Source organism: Streptomyces sp. NPDC045021 (assembly GCF_056432645.1).
In genome coordinates this window covers 834,787-857,481 of the sequence record NZ_JBWKIQ010000001.1, presented here as the reverse complement: position 1 = coordinate 857,481, position 22,695 = coordinate 834,787, and the positions used below count along the sequence as shown (strand labels likewise).

General features: G+C 71.2%; 20 protein-coding genes. 11 read left to right on the top strand and 9 right to left on the bottom strand.

The features are described 5' to 3' along the window. Positions 1-16: 16 nt before the first annotated feature. The gene (locus AC07DC_RS03865) at positions 17-1,579 is read left to right on the top strand and encodes a SagB/ThcOx family dehydrogenase (protein ID WP_478911522.1); all 1,563 of its coding nucleotides are present in this window, start codon (positions 17-19) and stop codon (positions 1,577-1,579) included. 25 nt (positions 1,580-1,604) lie between these two features. Here AC07DC_RS03865 and AC07DC_RS03860 read toward each other — a convergent pair whose 3' ends face one another. Both AC07DC_RS03860 and AC07DC_RS03855 read right to left on the bottom strand, forming a co-directional pair. Beyond that, positions 1,605-2,288: a response regulator transcription factor gene (locus AC07DC_RS03860; RefSeq protein ID WP_478911520.1), complete on the bottom strand. Its 684-nt coding sequence runs from the start codon at positions 2,286-2,288 to the stop codon at positions 1,605-1,607. 40 nt (positions 2,289-2,328) lie between these two features. Further along, positions 2,329-2,550 carry a hypothetical protein gene (locus AC07DC_RS03855; protein WP_478911519.1) on the bottom strand — a complete coding sequence of 74 codons (222 nt, stop codon included), beginning with the start codon at positions 2,548-2,550 and terminating at the stop codon, positions 2,329-2,331. A 714-nt stretch (positions 2,551-3,264) separates the two neighbouring features. Between AC07DC_RS03855 and AC07DC_RS03850 the strand changes: the two genes are divergently transcribed. Beyond that, the gene (locus AC07DC_RS03850; RefSeq protein ID WP_478911518.1) at positions 3,265-4,242 is read left to right on the top strand and encodes a LuxR C-terminal-related transcriptional regulator; all 978 of its coding nucleotides are present in this window, start codon (positions 3,265-3,267) and stop codon (positions 4,240-4,242) included. Between the two features lie 48 nt (positions 4,243-4,290). Here AC07DC_RS03850 and AC07DC_RS03845 read toward each other — a convergent pair whose 3' ends face one another. The 3 genes from AC07DC_RS03845 to AC07DC_RS03835 all read right to left on the bottom strand — a co-directional run bounded on the left by AC07DC_RS03845 (position 4,291) and on the right by AC07DC_RS03835 (position 7,417). Then, entirely contained in the window at positions 4,291-5,049 is a 759-nt protein-coding gene (locus AC07DC_RS03845) for an ANTAR domain-containing protein (protein WP_478911516.1), read from the bottom strand. A gap of 182 nt (positions 5,050-5,231) precedes the next feature. Continuing rightward, positions 5,232-6,623, bottom strand: a complete 1,392-nt coding sequence (locus tag AC07DC_RS03840) for a S53 family peptidase (RefSeq protein WP_478911514.1) — start codon at positions 6,621-6,623, stop codon at positions 5,232-5,234. Positions 6,624-6,844: 221 nt separating this feature from the next. After that, positions 6,845-7,417 (bottom strand): histidine phosphatase family protein, encoded by a 573-nt coding sequence (locus tag AC07DC_RS03835; protein WP_478911512.1) that lies wholly within the window; start codon positions 7,415-7,417, stop codon positions 6,845-6,847. 266 nt (positions 7,418-7,683) lie between these two features. Here AC07DC_RS03835 and AC07DC_RS03830 point away from each other — a divergent pair, with 266 nt between their 5' ends. From AC07DC_RS03830 to AC07DC_RS03815, 4 genes are all read left to right on the top strand, one after another. After that, on the top strand, positions 7,684-7,905 hold the full coding sequence (locus AC07DC_RS03830) for a CbtB domain-containing protein (protein ID WP_478911510.1): 222 nt from the start codon (positions 7,684-7,686) through the stop codon (positions 7,903-7,905). A 15-nt stretch (positions 7,906-7,920) separates the two neighbouring features. After that, complete coding sequence (locus AC07DC_RS03825) at positions 7,921-8,703, top strand: CbtA family protein (RefSeq protein ID WP_478911508.1); 783 nt, start codon at positions 7,921-7,923, stop codon at positions 8,701-8,703. Between the two features lie 117 nt (positions 8,704-8,820). Further along, entirely contained in the window at positions 8,821-9,228 is a 408-nt protein-coding gene (locus AC07DC_RS03820) for a (2Fe-2S) ferredoxin domain-containing protein (RefSeq protein WP_478911506.1), read from the top strand. A gap of 119 nt (positions 9,229-9,347) precedes the next feature. Then, positions 9,348-11,432, top strand: a complete 2,085-nt coding sequence (locus tag AC07DC_RS03815; protein ID WP_478911505.1) for an APC family permease — start codon at positions 9,348-9,350, stop codon at positions 11,430-11,432. 24 nt (positions 11,433-11,456) lie between these two features. On the opposite strand, the gene AC07DC_RS03810 is transcribed toward AC07DC_RS03815, so the two are convergent. From AC07DC_RS03810 to AC07DC_RS03800, 3 genes are all read right to left on the bottom strand, one after another. Then, the gene (locus AC07DC_RS03810; protein ID WP_478911503.1) at positions 11,457-12,878 is read right to left on the bottom strand and encodes an MAB_1171c family putative transporter; all 1,422 of its coding nucleotides are present in this window, start codon (positions 12,876-12,878) and stop codon (positions 11,457-11,459) included. Next, positions 12,875-13,453 (bottom strand): ParH-like protein, encoded by a 579-nt coding sequence (locus AC07DC_RS03805; RefSeq protein ID WP_478911501.1) that lies wholly within the window; start codon positions 13,451-13,453, stop codon positions 12,875-12,877. The genes AC07DC_RS03810 and AC07DC_RS03805 overlap by 4 nt, the downstream gene beginning before the upstream one ends. Before the next feature lie 156 nt (positions 13,454-13,609). Next, positions 13,610-14,026 carry a helix-turn-helix domain-containing protein gene (locus AC07DC_RS03800; RefSeq protein WP_138352587.1) on the bottom strand — a complete coding sequence of 139 codons (417 nt, stop codon included), beginning with the start codon at positions 14,024-14,026 and terminating at the stop codon, positions 13,610-13,612. 637 nt (positions 14,027-14,663) lie between these two features. Between AC07DC_RS03800 and AC07DC_RS03795 the strand changes: the two genes are divergently transcribed. The 4 genes from AC07DC_RS03795 to AC07DC_RS03780 all read left to right on the top strand — a co-directional run bounded on the left by AC07DC_RS03795 (position 14,664) and on the right by AC07DC_RS03780 (position 20,732). Next, positions 14,664-15,866 carry a hypothetical protein gene (locus AC07DC_RS03795; protein WP_478911500.1) on the top strand — a complete coding sequence of 401 codons (1,203 nt, stop codon included), beginning with the start codon at positions 14,664-14,666 and terminating at the stop codon, positions 15,864-15,866. A 66-nt stretch (positions 15,867-15,932) separates the two neighbouring features. Then, positions 15,933-18,032, top strand: a complete 2,100-nt coding sequence (locus AC07DC_RS03790; protein ID WP_478911499.1) for a tetratricopeptide repeat protein — start codon at positions 15,933-15,935, stop codon at positions 18,030-18,032. Beyond that, positions 18,029-18,547 carry a flavin reductase family protein gene (locus AC07DC_RS03785; RefSeq protein ID WP_478911497.1) on the top strand — a complete coding sequence of 173 codons (519 nt, stop codon included), beginning with the start codon at positions 18,029-18,031 and terminating at the stop codon, positions 18,545-18,547. Before AC07DC_RS03790 ends, AC07DC_RS03785 begins: the two co-directional genes overlap by 4 nt. A gap of 124 nt (positions 18,548-18,671) precedes the next feature. Beyond that, the gene (locus AC07DC_RS03780) at positions 18,672-20,732 is read left to right on the top strand and encodes a restriction endonuclease (protein WP_478911495.1); all 2,061 of its coding nucleotides are present in this window, start codon (positions 18,672-18,674) and stop codon (positions 20,730-20,732) included. A gap of 150 nt (positions 20,733-20,882) precedes the next feature. Here AC07DC_RS03780 and AC07DC_RS03775 read toward each other — a convergent pair whose 3' ends face one another. After that, a complete protein-coding gene (locus AC07DC_RS03775) occupies positions 20,883-21,686 on the bottom strand; it encodes a peptidoglycan-binding protein (protein WP_478911493.1) in 804 nt (267 codons plus the stop codon). Between the two features lie 136 nt (positions 21,687-21,822). Between AC07DC_RS03775 and AC07DC_RS03770 the strand changes: the two genes are divergently transcribed. After that, positions 21,823-22,641 (top strand): AfsR/SARP family transcriptional regulator, encoded by an 819-nt coding sequence (locus AC07DC_RS03770; protein WP_478911491.1) that lies wholly within the window; start codon positions 21,823-21,825, stop codon positions 22,639-22,641. Positions 22,642-22,695: the final 54 nt, after the last annotated feature.

Sequence of the window (22,695 nt, the reverse complement as noted above, 5' to 3'; positions counted from 1 at the left end):
GGACGGAAGGCGCGCCATGACCATCACAGAACAGCCGCTGACCACCGCTGACGCCGAACTGTCCGGAGTGCGACGGATGCTGATGCTCCGCCAGGACGTGAAAGTGGCGGCGGAGGGCGACGACGTGGAACTCAGCCACCCCTGGGGCCGGCAGCGCGTCCACGCGCTCGGCGCGCCGACCGTGCGCCGGCTGCTGGCGCTCGGCGCCGGCCCGGCCGACGCCGGAACGCTGGCCGCGGACCCCGGGGCCGCCCGGCTGATGAGCCTGCTGGGCCGGTTCCCCTATCTGGTGACCAGCATCCTCGACGACGCGCTGACCGGGCCGCTGGCCACCGCGGTGCCGATCGCCCGCTCGGCGGCCACGCCCGGCGCACCGGACCTCGGCACGACGGCCGTGGTGCTGTCCCGGTTCGCCTATCTGCGGAGACTGCCCGACGGACCCGCGGACGGCGGCGGGGGCACGATCGGGCAGGGCTGCGTCATGGAATCCCCGCTGGCGCCGTACCGGGTGACGCTGCATCAGCCGGCCGCGGCGGCGTTCGTCGCGACGCTGACCACGCCGCGCACCGTTGCGGAGGCCGTCGCGCTGGCCGGACTGCCCGAGCAGTCCGGCGCCGCGCTGGCGGCCCTGCTGGCGGGAACGGGATTCATGGAACCCGCCGCGGGGTCGGTGGGCGCAGCACCGGCGCTGCCGGCCGCGGACCCGCCGCTGTGGGACTTCCACGACCTGCTCTTCCACTCCCGCAGCCGGGCCGGCCGGCACGACTACACCAGCGGCGGCGTCTTCGCGCACCAGGACGTACCGCACCCGCCGGCCCTGCCGGGCGCCGGGAGCAACGAGGAGGAGCCGTGCATCGATCTGCCGGTGCCGGACTGGGACGAGGTGACGGCCCGGGATCCGCGGCTCACCGAGGTGCTGGAGGGGCGCCGATCGATCCGCACCTACGCGGAGACGCCGGTGACGCTGGAGCAGATCGCCGAACTCCTCTACCGGGCGGCCCGGGTCCGGCAGGTGATCCCGCGCGACCCGGCCTCCCCGAACTCGTACGACGCGATCGACCGCCCCTATCCGGCCGGCGGCGCGACGGGAGAGCTGGAGATCTATCTGTCGGTCGCCGCCTGCGAGGGACTGCCCACCGGGGTCTACCGCTACGACGCCGCGGCACACCGACTGCAGCCGCGCCGTTGGCACGGCGCGGCTGACGAGGCGGCGTTCAGGGAACTGCTGACGGCCGCCTGGCGGGCGACCAACTGCACGGTGGATCCGCAGGTGCTGCTGACGGTGACCTCGCGCTTCGGCCGGCTGTCGTGGAAGTACAGCCAGATCGCGTACGCGCTGACGCTCAAGCATGTGGGGGTGCTCTACCAGACCCTGTACCTGGTGGCGACGGCGATGGGGCTGGCGCCGTGCGGGCTCGGTTCGGGTGACACGGACGCCGCGGCGCGCGCGCTGGGTCTGGACTGGACGTCGGAGTCCTCGGTGGGGGAGTTCCTGATCGGCAGCCGCCCGGCGTCGGTTTCCGGCAGCCTGCCCAAGGGCTTCTGCGACATCGTCGACACGATGCGGGAGCAGGGCTGAGCGCGGGCGGGCCGCGGGTCGAGCGCTACAGCCAGTCGTTCTCGCGGGCGATCCGTATGGCGTCGCAGCGGTTCCTGGCGCCGGTCCTGGCGATGGCCGACGAGACGTAGTTGCGCACGGTGCCCGGTGACAGGGACAGCTGGTTCGCCACTTCGTGGATGGTGCTGCCGGCGGCGACGAGCCGCAGGACCGCGAGTTCCCGCCGGGTCGGCGTGTCCGGTCCCGGCCGGATCGCGACCAGTACCAGCTCCGGGTCGAAGACCCGCCGTCCCGCGGCGAGTTCACGGACGGTGGTGATGAGCCGCTCGGGCCGTACGTCCTTGCGGAGCATGCCGTGCACCCCGTCGGCGTAGGCGCGCTGCACCTCGTCGGCGCGGGGCGCCGCACCGAGCAGCAGGACGGCGGTCCGCGGGGACAGCGACCGGATCAGCTCGGCCGTTCGCAGTCCGCCCGCACCCGGCACGTCGAGGTCGACGACCGCGACATCGGGCCGGCCCCCGGTGGCCTGGGCCACGGCGCTCTCCGCGTCGCCGGCCTCGGAGCTGACGGTGAGATCCGGTTCGCGGTCGAGCAGGGCGCTCAGACCCGAACGGAAGAGATGGTGCCCGTCGGCGAGCAGGATGCTCGTGGTCGTGGTCACCGCGGTCGTCGTGGCCGCCATGGTCAGGGTGGGCGGGAAGTCCTGCGGTCGGTCCAGTGCCGTGGTCATGTGTCCCGTACTCCCTTCGTCCCCGGATACGAACCGCTGCTCAGCCCCATCCCCAGGTGTCCGGGTGCGTCGGGTCGGGCTCGACCGGCGGGTGGGTGGGTGCCGGGGTGGGGGTCGGCGTGGGAGTGGGGCCGTCGGCGACGACGCTGACGGAGTGGGCGGGAGCGGTGGCGGGGGACGCGGCGCCCAGTGAGCTCCCCACGGAGACGGACACACCGAGGACGACTGCGACAGAGGCGATGGATACCGCGAGCTTGCGCATAGGAATGCCCGAGCCTTCCGTTCGTGGGGATCCCGGACTCCCGCCGGGGTCATGGTCGAACCGGTGCGAAACCGGCTGGTGGTGCTGGTGGTTCCTGCGGCGGATGGTCCGGCTGCCGTGCCGTTCTTCCGACACCATGAGAGTGGCCCGCGGCTGCCCCGGCTGTCAGTAGCCGGAGCTGTCACCAAGCTGCACTGGCACTCTGGGGCCAGCTCCGGTCACCGGCCGGGCCGGCTTACCGGTCTCCGGTGCCTCATCCATCTCTGACATCACCCGCGCCCCATGGATCCCACCTGTCACAGGCGCGAGTTTCAACTTCCCCGCAGCCGCCCGGCGTCGGCGCATGGCAGGAAGGTGACACCGGTATCGGGCGGGGGCCGCAGGACCGGTACAAAGGGTTCCCTTTGCAACGTTCTGAACTGCGTCTTTACCGCGCGCCCGCGGGCCGCTCGCGATCGATATGTCCGCGCACCCCGCCCGGCCACGCGTTTTCCCCAGAATCGAAGCTTCTGAAGCCCTCACCTAAGGTTGCTGCACCGCTACGCTGACGCCCTGAGTCGCTCGTCGAACACCTTCAGCGGGGTGTTCCTCGACGGCATTTTTGTCACGGGCGGGTGGGTCGAAGTCTGACCACCCAGGGGAGCTCGGGGGGTACAGGTGGGTGAACGGCTAGTTCTTGACGCGGTCGCCGAGGGGGTCTATCGAACGATGCTCATGCATCCGGAGTTAGACATCCCCGACGTGGCCGACATGCTGGAGCAGTCGGTGGAAGCCATACGCGGTTCGTTGGACCAGCTCGCTGACCTCGCGCTGGTCCGCCCGGCAGGACCGTCCGGGCGCTGGCGTGCCGTCAATCCGGAGCTCGGGCTTGCCGCCATGCTCGCCCGCCAGGAGGCGGAGGCGCAGCGCCGGCAGAACGAGATGGACCGCAGCCGCAACGCGATGGCGAGTCTGATCACCGAGTTCGCGACGACGCGGCCGGCCAGCAGTTCCTCCGGCGTCGAGATCCTCTGCGATCTCAGTGAAGTCAGGGTGCGGCTGGAGGAGTTGGCGGCGGATGCGACGGGGGAGGTGCTCTCCTTCGCCCCCGGCGGACCGCAGCCCGCGCACGTCATGGAGGCCAGCCGCGACCTGGACCAGGAGACGCTGGACCGCGGTGTACGGATGCGGACCGTCTATCTCGACAGTGTCCGCAACGACCCCGCCACCGTGCAGTACGCGCGCTGGCTGAGCGAGTTGGGGGGCAGCGTCCGCACCACACCCACCCTGCCGCTGCGCATGATCATCGTCGACGGCCGGACGGCCGTCGTCCCCGTCGATCCAGAGGACGCGCGCAAGGGCGCCGTGCTGCTGCACAGTCCCGGTGTCATCGCCGCGCTGCGGGCCCTGTTCGAGCAGGTGTGGGACCAGGCGAGGGCTCTCGGCGAGACTCCGACCCGTGATCCCTCCGGACTCACCGTCCAGGAGCGCCAGTTGCTCCGTCTGCTCGCGTGCGGTCTCACCGACGAACGTGCCGCGCAGCGGCTGGGCGTCTCGCTGCGCACGATACGGCGCATGATGGCGGACCTCATGACCCGCGTCGACGCCCGCAGCCGCTTCCAAGCCGGCGTGCAGATCGCCGCGATGGGCTGGCTCGGCTCCCGCGCTGCCGCCCCGATCGGAGTCGACATCAACGCGGTTTCCGTCGAGTGACCGCGGTGAGGTGACCACTCAGGCGCGGGCGGCGCGATCGCGCGCAGCTCACTGGTCGGGTACCGGACCCGCCGAGTCGTCGATGATCTGCTCGGCGAGTTCGGCCAGCCGCAGTTGATGGCTGCGGGCGTGCCGGCGCAGGAGGGCGAAGGCGTCGTCGGGGGTGCAGTGGTGGCGTTCGGCGAGGATGCCCTTGGCCTGCTCGATGACGACGCGGCTGTCGAGCGCGGTGTGCAACTGGCTGATACATGCCTGCTGGTCGGCGAGCGTGCTGTGGTGCTGGAGGGTGATGGCGGCCGCGTCGGCGAGCGCCTGGCCGAGGTCCAGGACGGGCGGAGCCAGCGTGCCGACATGGTGGTGGAAGAGCGCGACGGCGCCCCGTGTGCGGCCCGCCCGGCGCAGTGGGATCACCGCCAGCGTGGTGAATCCGCAGGCCAGCGCCTGGCCGGTGAAGTGCGGCCAGCGGATGCGGTTGACGGGCTGGCTCAGCGGCGTCTCGGCCAACCGTGCGCCGGACCGCAGGACGTCGTGGCCGGGCCCCTGGCTCCGTTCGAGCTGGAGCTGTGCCAGCCGGCCCACCGCCGCCGCACCGGCCGGGTCGGCCGCGCGGGCCGCGACGCGCAGGGAACGGTCACCGGCCGCGCCCTGGCCCTGCGCGAGGACGGTGGCGGCGTCGAGGCCCAGCAGGTCCACGGTGTGGTCGGCCAGCCGCTGCAGGAGCTCTGCGCGGTCCTGGCTGTCGTCGAGGGCACAGGACAGGGCGAGGAAGGCATCGGCCAATCGGATCTCCCGCAGCGTGGAGGACATGACGCGGTGCCACCTTCCCTGCGGTGCGTGGGGCCCGGATCCGCACGGCCCCCGGCCAGCGTCCCAGCTGGACCGTCGGCACGCCACGGCATTCCCCGACGGGCTGCTGCGCGCCGCCTGCCGCGGCATGCGGACGGCCGCCGCCGTACCCGGAGATACGACGACGGCCGTGGGCAGTTCGGTCAGTGGTGCAGCCGGCTCTGCAGTGCCAGAGCCGGAACGAAGCGGGCCGCGTCGAGGGTGCCGACGCCGGTCGCCATGTCGTACCCCTTCAGCGCGGTGTAGCCGGTGACACCGTCATAGGTGTTGTTCGTACCGTCCGCGACGTCCACGACGCCGGTGAACGGGTTGTGCGGGGCCTGCTTGGACAGCGTGTACAGCGCGCTGTGGATGTCGCCCACCCGGTGCCCGGCCATCTGGTCGGCCAGCGCCACGATGCCCGCGAAGAGCGGACTCGCCTCGCTCGTACCGCCGTAGACGCCCCAGCCGACCGCGGTCGGGTCGTAGCTGGAGTACACCCAGGCGCCACCGTCGACCGCCGCGGCCATCGAGATGTCCGGGGTGCCGCGGTGATCGCCGACGACGCCCTTGACACCGTTCTGGTACGCGGGACGGCCGAAGACGTGCGACGGGCCGCCGCCGCTGGCGCCGTAGTCGTTGTAGACACTGTCCGGCGCGGTGCGGTCGCCCGCGTCGTTCAGGTGCAGCTGGGTGCCGCCGATCGAGGTCACCAGCGGGTCCGACGACGGCCAGGAGTTGACCTGGTACGGGTAGTCGGCGCTGCCGTCCTCGATGTAGTCCGTGGCGCCGCTGTCACCGGAGGATCCCAGTACGGTCACCCCGTGCTTGGCCGCGTCCTTGAACGCGTACCGCAGCTTCTCGATGCTGGAGAAGTCGCCCTTTTCGAACCCGGGGAAGGTGTTCTCGGTCGCCCCGAAGCTCTGCGAGATGACATCGCCGATACCGCGGTCGATCAGCGACTTCTCCGCGTCCATCATCTCCGGCAGGCCGACGACGCCCTCGGTCTCGGCGACCGCCGTCTCCACCAGGATGATCTTCGCGTCGGGCGCGACGGCGTGTGCCATCTCCACGTCCAGGGTGGACTCGCCCGCCCAGCCGGTCATGTCCGGGTTGGTGGCGTCCCACGGCGGGACGTTGCCCCACTTGATCACCTGTACCGGAGCGCTCTTGATGCCGAACTGCTTGCTGTACACGTCCAGGTCGTGCTGGATCGTCGGCGACCCGAAGGAGTCCACGATGACGATCGTGCGGCCCTTGCCGGTGACGCCGGCCCGGTACAGCGGGTTCAGGTCGTAGGCCTGCCGGTACTGGGTCGGGGTGTAGCAGTTGATCCCCCACTTCGCCTGGCACTGCTCGGTGCTGAGCGGGCTGCCGACGGCGCGGACCAACTGGTGCCCTTTGACGGCCGGTACCACCTTGGCCACCGGGGCCTTGGCGGCGGGAGCCGCGGCGGCGGCCCCTGACAGCGGGGCGGATATGAGCGCTGCGGCCGTGAGGGCGGTGGCCCCGGCCGCTGCGACCACGGCACGCTGCCGCGGACGAACTCTGGGCATGGATCCTCCTTGTGTGGAGTCGGGCCGCGCTGGGCGGCTGCCGTGATCACATCCGCACATCATGAGCAGGACAAGCGTGTTGGCGGATTACTGCCGACGGCTTTACCTGGGAGGCGATAACTTTGCGTAGCCATTACCTGGGCCGTGCGCGCGGTCCCGCCGTCGCGCTACGGCAGCTGATCGAGCCCCCACGTTCGCCACTAGCGGTGCGCGCGAGCCGGTCACCGTGCCAACGGCCGCCCGCACCGCAGGTTCCACCGTCCTGCGCGGCCGACCAGCTCGGTGACCGTCAACGGCAGGACGTCGAGGCGCCAGAACGCCTGCGGCGGCAGGCCGACGGCGTGCACGACCGCGGCCCGCACGACGGCGGGCTCCACGACCGCGAGCACCCGCCCGCCGTCCGGCGCCCCGCCGTCCAGCCAGCCGCCGACCCGCTCGCAGAGCTCCGTCAGCGATTCGCCGCCGTGCGGGGCGGCGGCGGGGTCCGACAGCCAGCCGGCCACCGCCTCCGGCTCCGCGGCCGAGACCTCGTCCAGCCGGAGCCCCCGCCAGCGGCCCATGTCCCAGTCCCGCAAGGGCGTCTGCTCATCTGCGGTGACCCCGAGGAGCTCGGCGGTCCGCCGACAGCGCTCCGAGGAAGCGGTCAAGTACCCGGTAGCGCCCGGGAGTTCCTGCGCCACGGCGCGCGCCCGGCGCGCTCCGGCGTCGGTCAACGGGCTGCGTCCGTCGTCGAAACGCGCCTCCTCGAAGGCCTCGCTCTGCGCCGACGAGACCAAGAACACACGCACCGTCATCCCCGCTACCCCTCCCTTGTCGCACCAGCCCCGCAATGGAACACATCGTCGCAGGTTGGCGCGTATCGCCTTTGCGCACGGCCTTGGCCGCGGGTGTCGCTTCACGGTACGGTTCAGCCCGACCCGACGAAGGTGCGACGGAAGCACGGTGAAAATCCGGCACGGTCGCGCCACTGTGAAACCGGCTCACCCCGGTAAGTCAGACCCGGCACCTTCGTCAACAGCACCACCAAGTGGGACGCGTGTTCCCGAGGAGGCACTGCCATATGGCCCAGTCCGCTGTACCCGCGGCCACCAGCCCCGCCCTGCCCGTCACCCCGTTGCCGCTGAAGGCGATCCTGCCCTGGGCAGTGTTCTTCGGCGTGCTGATGCTCGTCCTGCTGTACTTCGTCGGTGCGGAACAGGGCGCGACGTCCCTGCTCTCCGGTACGGACGTTCACGAGTGGGTCCACGACGGACGCCACCTGCTCGGCTTCCCCTGCCACTGATCGGAAGCCGCTCCAATGAACTCCACCACTGTGCGCTCCCTGCTGGTCCGGGGGATGCTCGCGGGGCTCGTCGCCGGTCTGTTCGCCCTCGTCGTCGCCTATTTCCTGGGCGAACCGAGGGTGGACGCGGCCATCGCCTTCGAGGACTCCCACTCCCACGAACACGAGATGGAGATCGTCAGCCGCTCCCTGCAGTCCACCGCTGGACTGGCGACCGGCGTCCTGATCTTCGGGATCTCGCTGGGCGGCATCGCCGCCCTCGCGTTCTGCTTCGCCCTGGGCCGTATCGGCCGCTTCACCCCGCGGGCGACCGCCGCTCTCATCTCCGGCGCGGCGCTGCTCACCGTCTACGTGGTGCCGTTCCTGAAGTATCCGGCCAACCCGCCGTCCGTCGGCGACCCGGACACCATCGGTAAACGCACCACCCTGTACTTCCTCATGATCGCGCTGAGTGTTCTGCTCGCGGTGGCCGCCGTCATCCTCGGCAAGCGTCTGGCACCGCGACTGACCACCTGGTACGCCAGTGTCGTGGCCGGGGCCGCGTACCTGGTCGCCATCGGGCTGGCCTACGCCTTCCTGCCCGCGATCAACGAAGTACCCGCGGACTTCTCCGCCACTCTCCTGTGGCAGTTCCGCCTTTCGGCCGTGGCCATCCAACTCACCCTGTGGACCGCCTTCGCCCTCGCCTTCGGCTACCTCGCCGAGCGCGTGCTCAACCCCCGGCCCGCCAGGAGCGAGGCCGCGGAGACGAGCAGCGAGAGCAGCACGGCGACACGAACGGCCGCCTCCGCCGGCTGACACCGACCGCCGCCCACCCGACACGACCGACCGACAGCCCGCCGGGGCCCGCCCCGGCGGGCTGTCGGCCGCCCCGTGCTGTGCCGTGGATCCGGCACGGAGCCGAAGGAGCCCCGCGTGACCGCCCCATTCCCCAGGCCGTACGCGGCACGGCCCTGCACCCTGGTGGTGTGCCGGGGGTGCTGCTGCGGCAACGCGAGCAAGCACCCGGGAACCGACCACCAGCGGCAGTTGGACCGGCTGCGCGCCGCCGCCGCGGAGTCCGGCGGCCGCCTCGCGCTGCGCACCACCGACTGCCTCGGGCCGTGCGACCAGGCGAACATTGTGGTCGTCCAGCCGTCCGCCGAAGGACGCCGCAAAGGCGGCCGGGCCGTATGGATCGGCTTCGCGACCGACGACGGCTCCACCGACGACATCCTCGCCTGGGCGGCTTCGGGCGGCCCCGGCGAGAGCGACCCGCCCGACTCCCTCGCCCTCCAGATCGTGAACCCGCGCCGCGCGGCACCCCTGCGCCCGCGCCGCTGACCTCCGCCCCTAGCCGTGGCGCCGCGGTACGGCCCGAACCTAGGCCGCCCGGACCACGGGGGCCGGGGCCGCCGCGCGGCGCTGATCCGGAGTCCTGGCCTGCCCTTACGCTCACCGGCGTGGCGAGAATCGTGGATGCGGTCAAACGGTTGGTGATCGGTCGGGCGTTGCCGAGCGAGGGGTTGCAGGAGACGCTGCTGCCGAAGCGGTTGGCGTTGCCCATCTTCGCGTCGGACCCGCTGTCGTCGGTCGCGTACGCCACGCAGGAGATCCTGCTGGTGCTGACGCTGGGCGGGCTGGCCTATCTGCACCTGACCAAGTGGGTGGCGATGGCGGTGGTCGGTCTGATGGCCGTCGTGGTGCTGTCCTACCGGCAGGTCGTGCACGCCTATCCGTCCGGCGGTGGGTCGTACGAGGTGGTCGCCACCAACCTCGGCCCGTCCGCGGGACTCGTGGTGGCCGCATCCCTACTCGTCGACTACGTGATGACGGTCGCGGTGTCGGTCGCCTCCGGCGTCGACAACATCATCTCCGCGGTCCCGTCGGTCAACGAGTACCGGACGGGCATGGCGGTCGCCTTCGTCGCGCTGCTCGCGGCGATCAACCTGCGGGGGACAAGGGAGTCGGGGCGGGCGTTCGCCGCGCCGACGTATCTGTTCATCGCGGGCGTGCTGATCATGTGCGCCACGGGACTCTTCCGCTGGCTGGTAGGTGACGCCCCGGTGGCCGAGTCCGCCGCCTACGGCATCATCCCGGAGCCGGGAGACAGCAACCTCGCCGGCCTGGCGCTGCTGATGCTGGGTCTGCGGGCGTTCTCCAGCGGCTGTACCGCACTCACCGGTGTCGAGGCGATCTCCAACGGGGTGCCGGCGTTCCGCAAGCCCAAGTCCCGCAACGCGGCTTCCACGATGAGCGCGATGGGTCTGATCGCGGTCGTGATGTTCTCCGGCATCACCGCGCTCGCGATGATCACCAAGGTGCACATCACCAACGACACCTGCCGGCTGACCGGCGTCACCGGCGACTGCGCGACCACTCCGCAGCGCACCGTCATCGCCCAGCTCGCCTCCGCGATCTTCGGCGGTAACCACAGCTTCGGCTTCTTCTTCATCCAGGCCGCGACCGCACTGGTCCTGGTCCTCGCCGCCAACACCGCCTTCAACGGCTTCCCGCTGCTGGCGTCGATCCTGGCGCAGCACCGCTATCTGCCGCGTCAGCTGCACACCCGCGGTGACCGTCTCGCCTTCTCCAACGGCATCGTCGCCCTCGCCGTCGTCGCCGGAGCCCTGTTGTGGGCGTACGACGCGTCGGTCACCAGCCTCATCCACCTCTACATCCTCGGCGTCTTCACCTCCTTCACCCTCTCCCAGACCGGTATGGTCCGGCACTGGAACCGCGCCCTGCGCACCGAGCCCGACCCGGCCCAGCGCCGCCGGCACCGGACCGCACGGGTGATCAACGGCGTCGGGGCGTTCGTCACCGGTCTGGTGCTGGTCATCGTGCTGATCACCAAGTTCACCGAGGGCGCCTATCTGGCGGTGATCGCCGCGGTGGTCCTGTGGGTCAACATGCGCGCCATCCGGCGGCACTACGACAGCACCGCCGCGGAGTTGGCGGTCACCGACCCGGCGGACGAGGCGGTGCGGCCCGCCCGCGTGCACGCCATCGTGCTGGTCTCCAAGATCCACAAGCCGACGCTGCGAGCTCTGGCCTACGCCCGCGCCTGCCGCCCCGACACCCTCGAAGCGCTCACCGTCGACGTCGACCGCGACGAGACCAAAGCGCTGCAGGCCGCGTGGGACGCCTTCGACATGCAGGTCCCGCTGAAGACCCTGGCATCGCCCTACCGTGAGATCACCCGCCCGGTCGTGGGATACGTACGGTCGCTGAACCGGGCGAGCCCGCGCGACATCGTCAGCGTGTTCATCCCCGAGTACGTCGTCGGGCACTGGTGGGAGAACGGGCTGCACAACCAGTCCGCGCTGTGGCTCAAGAGCCGGCTGCTGTTCACCCCCGGCGTGATGGTCATCAGCGTGCCCTGGCAGCTGAGTTCATCTCAGCTCAGGCCGCACCGCCCGACCCGCCGCGCCCCCGGCTCCGTCCGCCGCGGCGAGCCCGACCCGGTTGTCCGGGCCGGCGTCGGCGCGGCGGGGAAGCCGGAGGAGGGGCAGGAAGAGCCCCCGAGCGCCGGTGACCCGCGCTGAACCGGCGGGTCCCGGGGCGCCGCCTCAGTCGGGGGGCATGGACACGCCCCGGTCCTGTAACGCCGCGCGGGCCGGCGCCGCGCCGCCGGCGACCGGGTACCCGTCGACCAGGCCGGCCCTGACCCGGCAGCGGACCCGCTCGACGGCGGGCGAGCCGATGAAGGCGTCCGAGACCTGCATGAGCCAGGCCGTCTCCGCCTCGACGCTCGCCCGGACCTTGGGCGGTACGTACCCCTCGCAACCCCCCGACACGGAGCGGCGTCCCGACCGGGCCGCCTCCAGGGCGGCGGCGATGGTCGCGGCCTCCACGATGGGCGCCAGCCGTTCGGAGGCCGCGTCGAGCCCCGAGCCCTCCGCCTCCGCCGTCCAGGCCGCCACCTCCGGATGGAAGTACGGGCGCAACGCCAGGTGCCCGTCCCGGATCTCGATGATGCGGCGGTACAGCGCGAACTGTGCGCCGAGCGGCAGTATGCGGCCGAGCCGCAGCGCCGGTCCGGTCAGTGCGATCTCCGGCAGCGCCGCATGCATCGCGGTCCACAGCGGGCCGATCCTCCGGTAGCCGTGCCAGGCCCGCAGCCAGCCGGCCGGGGTGGGCAACGACCGGCCGTTCGGCAGCCGTTCACGCAACTCGGCGGCCGCGTCGTGCGCCGCCCTCCAGGGCGGGCCGATCCAGCGGTAGCCGCGCCAGGCCCGCAGCCGGGCCGGCAGCCGCCGGAGGCGGGCCGCCACGGGCGGGCCCCACGCGGAGGACATCGTCCCGCCCAGGCCCAGCGAGAGGCAGACCATGCCGGCCAGCGCCGACAGCGTGCTCTCGCAGCCGTCCTCCCGTCCGGTGGCCAGCGCGGAGAACACATCGCCCAGACTCCACACCGTCCACAGCAGCCCCAGGGCCGCGCTCGCGGTGATCAGCCCGAGCCCGCCGCGCAGCAGCCGCGACCGGATGTACCGGGTGTAGCGCCGGATCAGCACGATGAACACCGCGAGGCACCAGACGGTGTGCAGGGTGAGCAGGGCGTTGTACGCCGCCAGGAACCCCTCGCGCCCGGCGGCCGCGACCACGTCCTGCCCGTCGCGCGTCGCCCCGGCACCCAGATACGCGACCAGGCTGGCCACCATCACCACCGAGGTGCCGATGACCTGCCGCGGGACCGCCGCGCGGCTGTGCGGCTCGGTCCCCGCCGAGCGCGCGACCAGCGCGAGGAACGCCATCGCCGCCAGATTGCAGCACTGCCCCACGGGGGCGGTCCACAGGGCCAACGACCCGGCCCGGCCCGCCAGCCGGGTGGTCGCCGGGGCGAGGACGGCGAGCGCGCCGCCCATGGACAGCGCGCAGCCCGCCAGATGGCGTACGGGAGTGTCGGTCGGAGCGCCGCGGGTGGTGAGGAGCTTCCAGCCGACGCCCGCCAGAACGATCAAGCAGCCGGTCAGGGCGACCGCGTCGGTCACCTATCGGTCCCCGGACCGGGAAACGTCCGACCGGGAAGCGTGCGCAAGGGTCCGACGACCGCGGTGGTCCGGATCGGGGTCGCGCCGGCGAGCCCGACGATCGGCCCGAGCCGGGCGAACGCCTCGGCGACATCGAGGCTGTCGGCCGCGGGGAACCAGTCGTCGCGTGAGCGTCTGACCTTGCGCGCCGGGCGGTGCAGGGCGAGTGAGGCGATGAGTTCGGCCTCCTGCTCCTGCACATCGGAGTAGACGCTGCGCCCCAGAACCCGGCGGACCAGCTCGCCCGACAGATGGGGCAGCAGCACCCGGGACGCCGAGGAGCCGAGGTGTGCGACGCCGGCGTGGCCGCAGACGAGGTGCCCCACCTCGTGCAGCAGTATGTGCTGCTGATGCAGCGCGCTGGTGCTGGTCGGATAGCCGATGTAGTCGGCCCGGTCGGTGGTCACCAGCATGCCGCAGGGCGTGCACGCGTGCGGCGGCAAAGGCACCAGCACCAGTGGCCGTCCCCGCTGTTCCGCCAGCGCTTCGGTGAAGCCGGCGGCGTCGAACGGCCGTGGCAGCGGTAACGCTGCCACCGTTCGCCGACATCGCCGCCAGAGCAATTTGTTCTGCTGTTCCGCGTAGTCCCCCATAAGACCCTCCCCGGGCAAGGCACCGCACAACGATCAGCAACCGCTCATGAGCGATATGAGCGATGAGCGATCCTATGCCCAGGGGTGGACCAGTGGATATCAGTCCGCGCGGCGCAATCCCGCCTCTCTGCGGGCGATGACTTCGATCATGTCGCTGATGGTGCCCAGGCCCTCGGGCGACAGGTTGACCGCGCGCAACGCCACCTCGCGTACTCCTGCGTCCCGCAGCGCCCCGAGGAGCTGGAGCTCCTGCGCGATCTGGGCGCTCTGCTGGTCGTCGAAGAAGTACATCGGTGGCACCTGGAAGAATTGAGCCAGCGCTTCGAGGTGACGTTTGGTCGGATTGTCCCTTCGGCCCGTGCGCAGTTGCCACAAGTAAGTGGCTGAAAAGCTCTCCCCGGTGGCCTCGCGACACGCGCGCGCCACTTCCTCGTGGGTGTACGGCGTGTGGTCCGGGCCGCGGACGACGTCGAACAGCCGGTCGATCTTGTCCGCGAGCGTCGGGGTGCCAGACATCGGATCAGGCACCGCATACCTCCCTTGGTCGAGTGCCCTGCGTATCGCCTGTGGTAAGCGCGGGTGGGGTCCGCTCTGCGTCCCCCGCATCTTAGTTGGTGACTCGCGGGTTCTGACCTCCTTGGCTGTGGAGACCGGGTGCACGTTCACCAGGTTGTTACAGGGTTCCAACTGGCTTGAACAGAGCGGTTGTTGGCCTGACGTCCGACGTGTCGTCCTGTCAGATGTACGCCGTGTCCGACTGTTGACGGCTGGGAGGACGCGTGCCAGCCTGTCAGCGGAGATGAATGAGACAGCAAATCTCATTCACATCAGTCTCTGTTCCTTTGCGCCACACAGACCCTCCCGCTTGCCGGGAGCATCGGGCGCGACCGCGCTCGACGATGCGTCACATCACGGAAAAGGAGCACAACATGAAGAAGATCGTTGTCCGCAAGGCCGGGACCGTCCGTCTGACCTCCGCCGCGGCGTCCTGCTACTGCGGTGGCACGCCCGTCCTCGCCTGACCCATCCCTTCCGAGCCGCGGCGAGCCGGTCGAGACCGGCCCGCCGCGGCTCGCGGAGCTCCCGCCGGTCCGGGCCACGACGTCCGCGGCCCGGACCGGCACTTCTGCGGACCAGTGACAGTGAGGTAGTGATGGACGCCGCGGCAGTGGACCTCGACCGACCCCTGAGGCTGTACCCGCTGACCTTCCTGGAGGAGGGCGACGAGGTCACCGTGGGCCGGGCCGACATCGATTCCTACGGCCTCTTCCCCGCCGACGGCGCCGCGCTGCTGCGCCGCCTGGAGACCGGGGAGACCCCGAACGACGCCGCCCGCTGGTACAACGCCCAGTACGGCGAGACCGTGGACATGGTGGAATTCCTCGAAGTCCTCGAGGCCTTCGAACTGCTCGTGCCGGACGGCGAGGAGGTCGCCGAGGTGCGCGCGGTGCGCTGGCAGCGGCTCGGCCGGGCCCTCTTCTCGCCCGTGGCCTGGGTGCTGTACGCGGCGCTGTTCATCGCCGGCATCGTCGCGATGTTCCGCGAACCGGCCGTGGTGCCCACCTACCACAACATCTTCTTCACCAGCTCGTCCCTGGTGGCGCTCGCGCTGGGCAACGTCCTCGGCCAGGCGCCCTGGATCCTGCTGCACGAGTCCTACCACGCACTGGCCGGACGCAGGCTGGGCCTCAACTCCTCCCTCAGCATCGGCCGGCGCTTCTACTACGTCGTCTTCCTGACCAAGCTGGACGGACTGGTCGCCGTACCCCGGCGCAAGCGCTACCTGCCGATGCTCGCGGGCATGCTCGTCGATGTCCTCGTTGTCGCAGGCCTCACGCTCGCCGCGGTGCCCCTGGTCTCGTCCGACGGCTTCGCCGGATTCATGGGCCGCTTCCTGCTCGCGATGGCCTTCGGCACCCTGCTCCGGTTCGCCTGGCAGTTCTACTTCTTCCTGCGCACCGATCTCTACTACCTCGCCACGACCGTGCTGGGCTGCAACGACCTGCAGACCGTCGCCAAGGGCATGCTGCAGAACCGGCTCTACGGGCTGATCGGGCGGCGCGACAAGATCGTGGACGCGGAGACCTGGACCCCGCGCGACCGCGAGGTCGCCCGCTGGTACGTCTGGCTGATGGTCACCGGGTACGCGGTGCTCACCGCGCTGCTCATCACCGCCGTCGTCCCCGCCGCGATCCGCATCACCGAGATGGCCGTCAGAAAGCTCTTCGCCGACATCTCGCCGCTGAACGTCATGGACGTGACCGTATTCCTGGTCCTCAACTTCGGCGAGCTGATCCTCGCGGGCGTCATCGCGATCCGCGGCTACCGCCGCCGCAGCCTCGCCACCGCCAACTGAACCGCGGCACAACCGAACCGCGGCCCACCGGAACGCCGTACGACGCGACGCAGAGGAGCAGTCCGCATGAACGAGGTTCTCCCCACTCACCACTGGGTTCGCGGCGGGTTGCGCAGGGACCGCGAGGCCGCCATGGAGCGGCTGGGCCTGCCGGCCGGGCCGAGCATGGTCGTGGACGCGCACCGCGGACTGCGCGGACCGTACACCGCGGCCGGGACCCTCGTACGCGCCATGGTGCCCGACGTGCTGCTCCGCGACCGGAAGCTGGTCGAGCGCTACGACATCGAACTCCTCTCCGCCGCGCCGGACCTGCGCTCCGTCGTCCCCAACTCCCGCGAGACGCTGACCTCCATGGCGCTCCCGGCCGAACGCACCCGCTACTACGCCCGGCTGCGCACCACCCGCATCTCCAACGGCCTGGTGGAGTTCGTCCGCGACGGCCTGGCCGCCGACGGGCCGCGCGTCCTGGTCGTGGAGAACGCCGACCGGGCCGAAACCACCGACCTGGAGTTCCTCACCGCGCTGGTCCGCCGTATCGACCCCGCGCACCTGACCGTCGTCGTGTGCAGCGGCGGCAGCGGACTTGCCGACGACGCCCTGCTCTCCGTCCTCGCGGCCCGCGCCCGGGTCACGGAGGCCCGCCAGATCGGCCCGGCGCCCCGGTCCACGGCCGACGGGCCCGCCGACGCGTGGGCTTACGTCGCCTCGGACTGCACCACCGACGAGCCGGTGCCGCGCGCCGCCTACGAGGCACTCGACCCCGCGGCGCGGGCGCTGCTGCACGACCGGCGCGCCGCCGAACTGGGCGAACTGGACGACGAGTCGCTCCGGCTCGGCGCCATCGCCTACCACTTGGAACACGGCACCGACCCGAGCGGCGCCGGGGTGCCCGCGGTCTTCCACGCCATGGACCACAGCCTGTGCAACGGCTTCTACGAGGCCTGCGTCGACTACGGCCGGCGGGGACTGGCGCTCGTCGACCCCAGGACCGAGCACGACCGATGGTGGGCCTTCACCAAATGCGTGACGCTCTCCCTCTCCATCCTCGGCCGCACCTACGAGGCCGAGAAGCTGGACGACCAGGCCCGGCTGAACTCCGTCAAGCCCGCCGTCCACATGGCCGCCGCCTACAACACGGCCATGCTCTACACCCGGCACAACGACCCGCAGGACCGTGACGAGTTCAAGGCCAAGGCCTGGCTGAACTCCGCCATCGCCACCGCGTCACTGATCGAGAACCGCAGCGACCGGGCCTTCCAGAGCGCCTTCTACAAGAACGGCCTGGCGCTGGTCGAGGTCAACCTCGGCGAGCCGACCGAGGCGCTGCGCCTGGTCGACGAGGCGATCAGCAGCCTCGACGAGCTGCTCGGCCCGGACGAGCACGCCCTGCACCGCTCGGTGCTCAAGAACAACCGGGCCCGCGTCTACCTCAGCCTCGGCCGGATCCAGGAGGCCCTCGCGGACTACGCGATCGTCATCCGCGAGGACCCCAACCACGCCGAGCACTACCTGGAGCGGGGCAACATCCTGCGCCGCCTGGGCCGCCCCGAGGAGGCGTTCGAGGACTACGCGAGGGCCATGCGGCTCTCCCCGCCGTTCCCCGAGATCTACTACAACCGCGGCGACCTGCGGCTCAGCGAGGGCGACACCGAAGGCGCTCTCGCCGACTTCGGCTATGTGCTGGAACTCGTCCCGGAATTCGTGGACGCGTACGTCAACCGGGCCGGCCTGCTGCTGGACGCCGGCGAGCTGGACGCGGCCGAGCAGGACGCGAACACCGGCCTCGGCTACGAGCCCGACAATCCCTATCTGCACGCCGTGCTCGGCCAGGTGCACGCCGAGCGCGAGGAGTTCGAAGCCTCCCGGGCCGCCTTCGACCGCGCGCTCGCGGTCGACCCGGACATGATCACCGCACTGTCCGGACGCGCCGCCCTCGCCTACGACATGGGCGAGCTGGACACCGCCGCCGTCGACCTCGGCCACGCCGTGGAACTGGAGCCCGACGACCCGGCGCTGCGCTACAACCGCGCCTTCGTCCACCAGGACACCGGCCACTGGGAGGAAGCCCTCGCCGACCTGGAGATCGCCGCCGGGCTGGCGCCGGACGACCCCGACATCACCGAGGCTCTGGACACCTGCCGGCGCAAGGCGGCAGCCGCGCGATGACGGCGGACGGAGCGGTGACGACGGACGCGGCGGCGCGCGAACACCAGCGCCCGCTGCGGTCGGTGCTCGGCCGCTTCGCCACCGGCGTGGCGGTCGTCACCACCGTCCGCCGGGGGCGCCCGGCCGGGCTGACCATCAACTCCTTCAGCTCCCTGTCCCTCGACCCGCCGCTGGTCCTGTGGTGCCTCAACCGCGCCTCCAACCACCGGGCCGCCTTCACCGCGGCCCCGCACTTCGCGGTCCATCTGCTCGCCGCCGACCAGCGCGACCTGGCAGCCCGCTTCGCCGGCCCCGGCGACCGCTTCGACCGGCTCACCACCCGGCCGGGTCCGTACGGGGTACCGCTCCTCGACGGCACGATCGGCACCCTGATCTGCCGCCGCGACCGGATCGTCCCCGCCGGGGACCATCTCGTCCTCATCGGCGAGGTGCTCGACCACCACGCGGAACCCGGCGCGCCGCTGCTCTTCCTCGACGGCCGTTTCCATCGCGGCCCCGCGCCGGAAACGACCTGAACGGGTATCAACCGGCCGGACGCCGACTAGAGTCGGATCACCGCGAAATGCCGTACTGCTGGTGGGTGTGCCAGTGCACAGTTCCGGGTCACCGAGGCGACCCGGAGGGACGGGGTGTGCCCGAATGAGTAGTCGCTCCAACCGGTCGATGGGCGTGTGGGCCGAGGCGCAGCGCCAGCGACAACGCCAGTTGGAGGCAGACCAGCGGGAACAGCGCTACGCCGACCGGGAGCTGGCCCGCAGCAACCGCGAGCAGCAGGCGGCGTACCGGCAGCGGCGCGAGGCCGACGCCCGGCGGCGCACGGAGGAACTGGACGCGCGGGTCGAGGCGTTGACCCGCCTTCTCGCGACGGGCTGCCGGACCCCGGCGTTCCGTACGTCGGCCCTGCTGCGGTCCGAGCAGCTGGAGCCGTTCGCCCCGGGCCGGCTCGCCGTACCCGTCCCGATGCCGCAGCAGAGCGCCTACCGGCCCCAGTCCGGCTGGGGTTTCGGCTCCGGCCGGCGGGCGCAGGAGGAGGCCCAGGCCCGGTACGAGCAGGACCTGTCGGCCGCGCGGACCGCCGAGGCGCAGCGGCAGCAGCAACTGACGGCGCACGGGCGGCAGTACGACGCCTGGCGCGCCGCGCAGCTGGCGGAGATCCGCCGGCACAACGCCGGCATCGAGGAGAACGTGACCGGCATGCGCCGCGGGGACCCGGAGACGGTGGTCGAGTACTTCTCCGCGGCGCTCTACGCCTCCACGGCCTGGCCGGAGGGATTTCCGCGCCAGGTGTCGTGCGCCTACGACCCGGCCGGCCGCCGCCTCGTACTGAACTGGGAGCTGCCGGGGTACGACATCGTGCCCGAGGCCAAGCTGGTGCGGTACATGCCCGGCGCGGACCAGGACAAGGAGACGGCCAGGCCGGTGGGGCAGCGCAGGGCCGTCTACCGGGACGTGCTGGCGCAGTGCGTGCTGCTGGCCCTGCGGGAGCTGTTCGCGGCGGACGAGTTCGGCACGCTGGACTCGGTCACGCTGAACGGCTTCGTGGACGACCACGACCCCTCGACCGGCCTGCGGGCCCAGCTCTTCCTCGCCACGGTCGCGGCGGACCGCCAGATCTTCGAACGGCTGAACCTGGTCCAGGTCAGCGCCGTGGACTGCCTCGTGGACGGCCTGGGCGGCAAGCTGTCCGCGCGTCCCGACCAGCGCACCGTGGTGCGGCCCGGCGCGGTACCGGCGGACCTGGGCCGGGGGACGGTCTCGCACGGCGGAGGCGAGGACCCCGACCTGTTCGAGATGGACCCCATCGAGTTCGAGTCGCTGGTGGCGGAGTTGTTCCGGGCCCGGGGCATGCAGGCGGTCATGACGCAGCGCTCCAACGACGGCGGCGTCGATGTGGAGGCGCTGGACCCGGACCCGATCAGCGGCGGCACGATCATCGTGCAGGTGAAGCGGTACCGCCACACGGTGCCGCCCACGGCGGTGCGCGATCTGTTCGGAACGGTGCAGGGGGCGGGCGCCAACAAGGGCGTGCTCGTGACGACCTCGGGCTTCGGCCCCGGCTCCCACGCCTTCGCCAACGGCAAACCGCTCACGCTGATCTCCGGCCCCGAACTCGTCGACCTCCTGGGCCGGCACGGACTGCGTGGCCGGCTCGGCGGCGGCCCGGCGGTGCCCGCCCAGCGGACCGCCGCACCGGCCGCCGCCCCGGTCCCGGACGCCGACTACAACGTGCTGGGAATGTCCTGGTCCGGGAGTGTCGCGCTGGATGTGTGCGCGCTGGTCTGCCACGGGAACCGCGCGTTGAGCGACGACCACTTCGTGTTCTTCAACAACGCACAGACTCCCGACGGTACGGTCCGTACGGTGTCCCGGCCCGCTCGGGACAAGGCCGCCGTCCGGGTCGCCTTCGACTCCCTTCCCGCGAGCGCGGACCGGCTCGTGCTGGCGGTGTCCATCGACCCCGAGGTCAATCCGCACGCCGACCTGTCCGGCTTCACCGACTCCTTCATCCGCCTGTCGGACGGATCAGGAGCCGAACTCGACCGGCTGGAAGTCTCCGACGGTCGGGCGGGCGAGACCGCCCTGATCCTCGGCTCCTTCCGCCGGCGGGCCGGCGGCGACTGGGAGTTCGTCATCGGCGGCAAGGGATACGAGGGCGGGCTGGAAGCGCTGGTCCGCGAGTACGGCATCGACGTCGGTTAGAACCCCCATTCGTTGTCGTGGCACGAGGTCGTGGCGTGAGCCATAAAAGGATCTTCTGGCACGCAATTCCCTCCCGTCCCGCCAATGCGAACTCCTGTACAGGGAACGGGAATACGAACAGGAATACGAACGGGAATTCGTGGCGAAAGGTCAGGAATTCGGCACGCGCAGCTTCGCCCAGGAAACGGGACCGGGCCAGCCGTCGGCGTCCGAACCCCGATATCCGATCTTCACTTGGAACCGGGCGTACGAGCGCCGGTCGGTCTCGGTCCACTGCGGGCCGGGTCCCTGGCTGTACAACGCCACCCCTTCGGACACCAGCCTGCGGCCCATCGCCGTGATGATCGGGCTGTGCGGTGCGGTGTGGAACCACTGGGTGCCCGGGAACGGCTCCAGGGCGGGCGGGTGCGGGGTGGGGGCCGGACGAGGCCATGCCGGGTCGGCCGATTCGATGCCGCCGGCGTACTTCGGGTACCCGTATCCGTAGACCCGGGGCGAGGTGCGTTCGCGCACCCGCCGGTAGACCCCGTCGCCCTCGGCGGAGCCGTTCACATTGGTGTTCCCCTCGACGGTGTAGATGCGCGTGGCGTCGAACCGCTCCACGACGCCGGTGTGCTCCGAGCCGCCGACACCGTAGAAGACCTGGGCGCCCACCGCCGGATACTCCGAGAACCGCCCGCGCTCCTTGAACCAGCCGACGCCCGTGGCGCACGACGCGGTGCGCGGGAACAGGCTTGCCGCGCCGGCGCGCAGCGCCACCCAGGAGACGAAGGTCGCGCACCAGGGCTGCCCCTGCGACCATTCCAGGCCGGGGACCTCGTCGCTGTACCGCTGGATGTTGTTCCAGTCGCCGTGATCACGGCCCTCATGGACGCCGACCTGCCCGGCCGCGGTCCGAATGACCGCGTCCGGATCCCCTTGCAACGCCTGCGCCAGTAATGGGTCTGCGGACACCTGAATCACCCCCGTTGGCTCCACCGTGGAGTCGGTAATGAACAGAGTCCCTCGGGCGCCTTGCAGAATTCGTGCAACCTACGTGCAAGATGCGTAGCAGGACTACTTCTCATCCATGAGATCCGCGTGTTAAACAATGACGGTGAAAGACGCACCATCGGTCTGGGGGGAGACCATGGAGTTCCGCTTACTCGGACCTGTCACCATCGCCGACGAATACCGTTCGATCAGCCCGGGAGGGCGTAGGCAACAAGCTGTCGTGGCGGCTCTGTTGATGCACCGGAACACCTTCGTTCCGGTGCCCCGGCTCATCGACTACGTATGGGGGGACGAGGCGCCGCCCAGCGCCGTCAACAGTCTTCAGAGTTACGTCTCCCGGTTCAGGAAACTCCTGGAACCCGGTCCGCCCGACGGATCGGTGCGCCTGGTGCGCAGCGTCCCGGGCGGATACTCACTGCACGCCCCGGACGAACGGATCGACGGAGTGCGGTTCGCGCGGCTGGTGTCGGACGGCCGGTCGCTCCTGGAGGCGGGCCGAGCGATGGACGCGTACCGCTGTCTGACCCGGGCGCTGGGGCTGTGGCGCGGGCCCGCGATGGCGGGTCTCGGCGACCACGAACCGCTCGCCGCGGAGATCGCCAGGCTGGAGGAGTTGCGGATGTCCGCGACCGAGTACCGGGCCACGGCCGCCCTGGCGCTCGGCCGGAACGAGGAGGCCGTCGACCTGCTCAAGGGGCTCATCCGCGAATGCCCGCTCCGCGAGCGGCCGCGGGCGGGTCTCATGCTCGCGCTGTACCGCTCGGGCCGGCAGGCGGAGGCACTCGCCGTGTTCAGGACGACCCGGGAGATGCTCATCGACGAGCTGGGCGTGGAGCCGGGCCATGAACTGGCCCGGCTCCAGCAGTCGATCCTCCGGCAGGACCCGGCGCTCGGCGCGCCGGCCCGGACCGTCTAGAAGAGGCCTGGCCGGCCGGCAGGGACGGAGGAGGAGGGACCGGGAAGGGGTCGC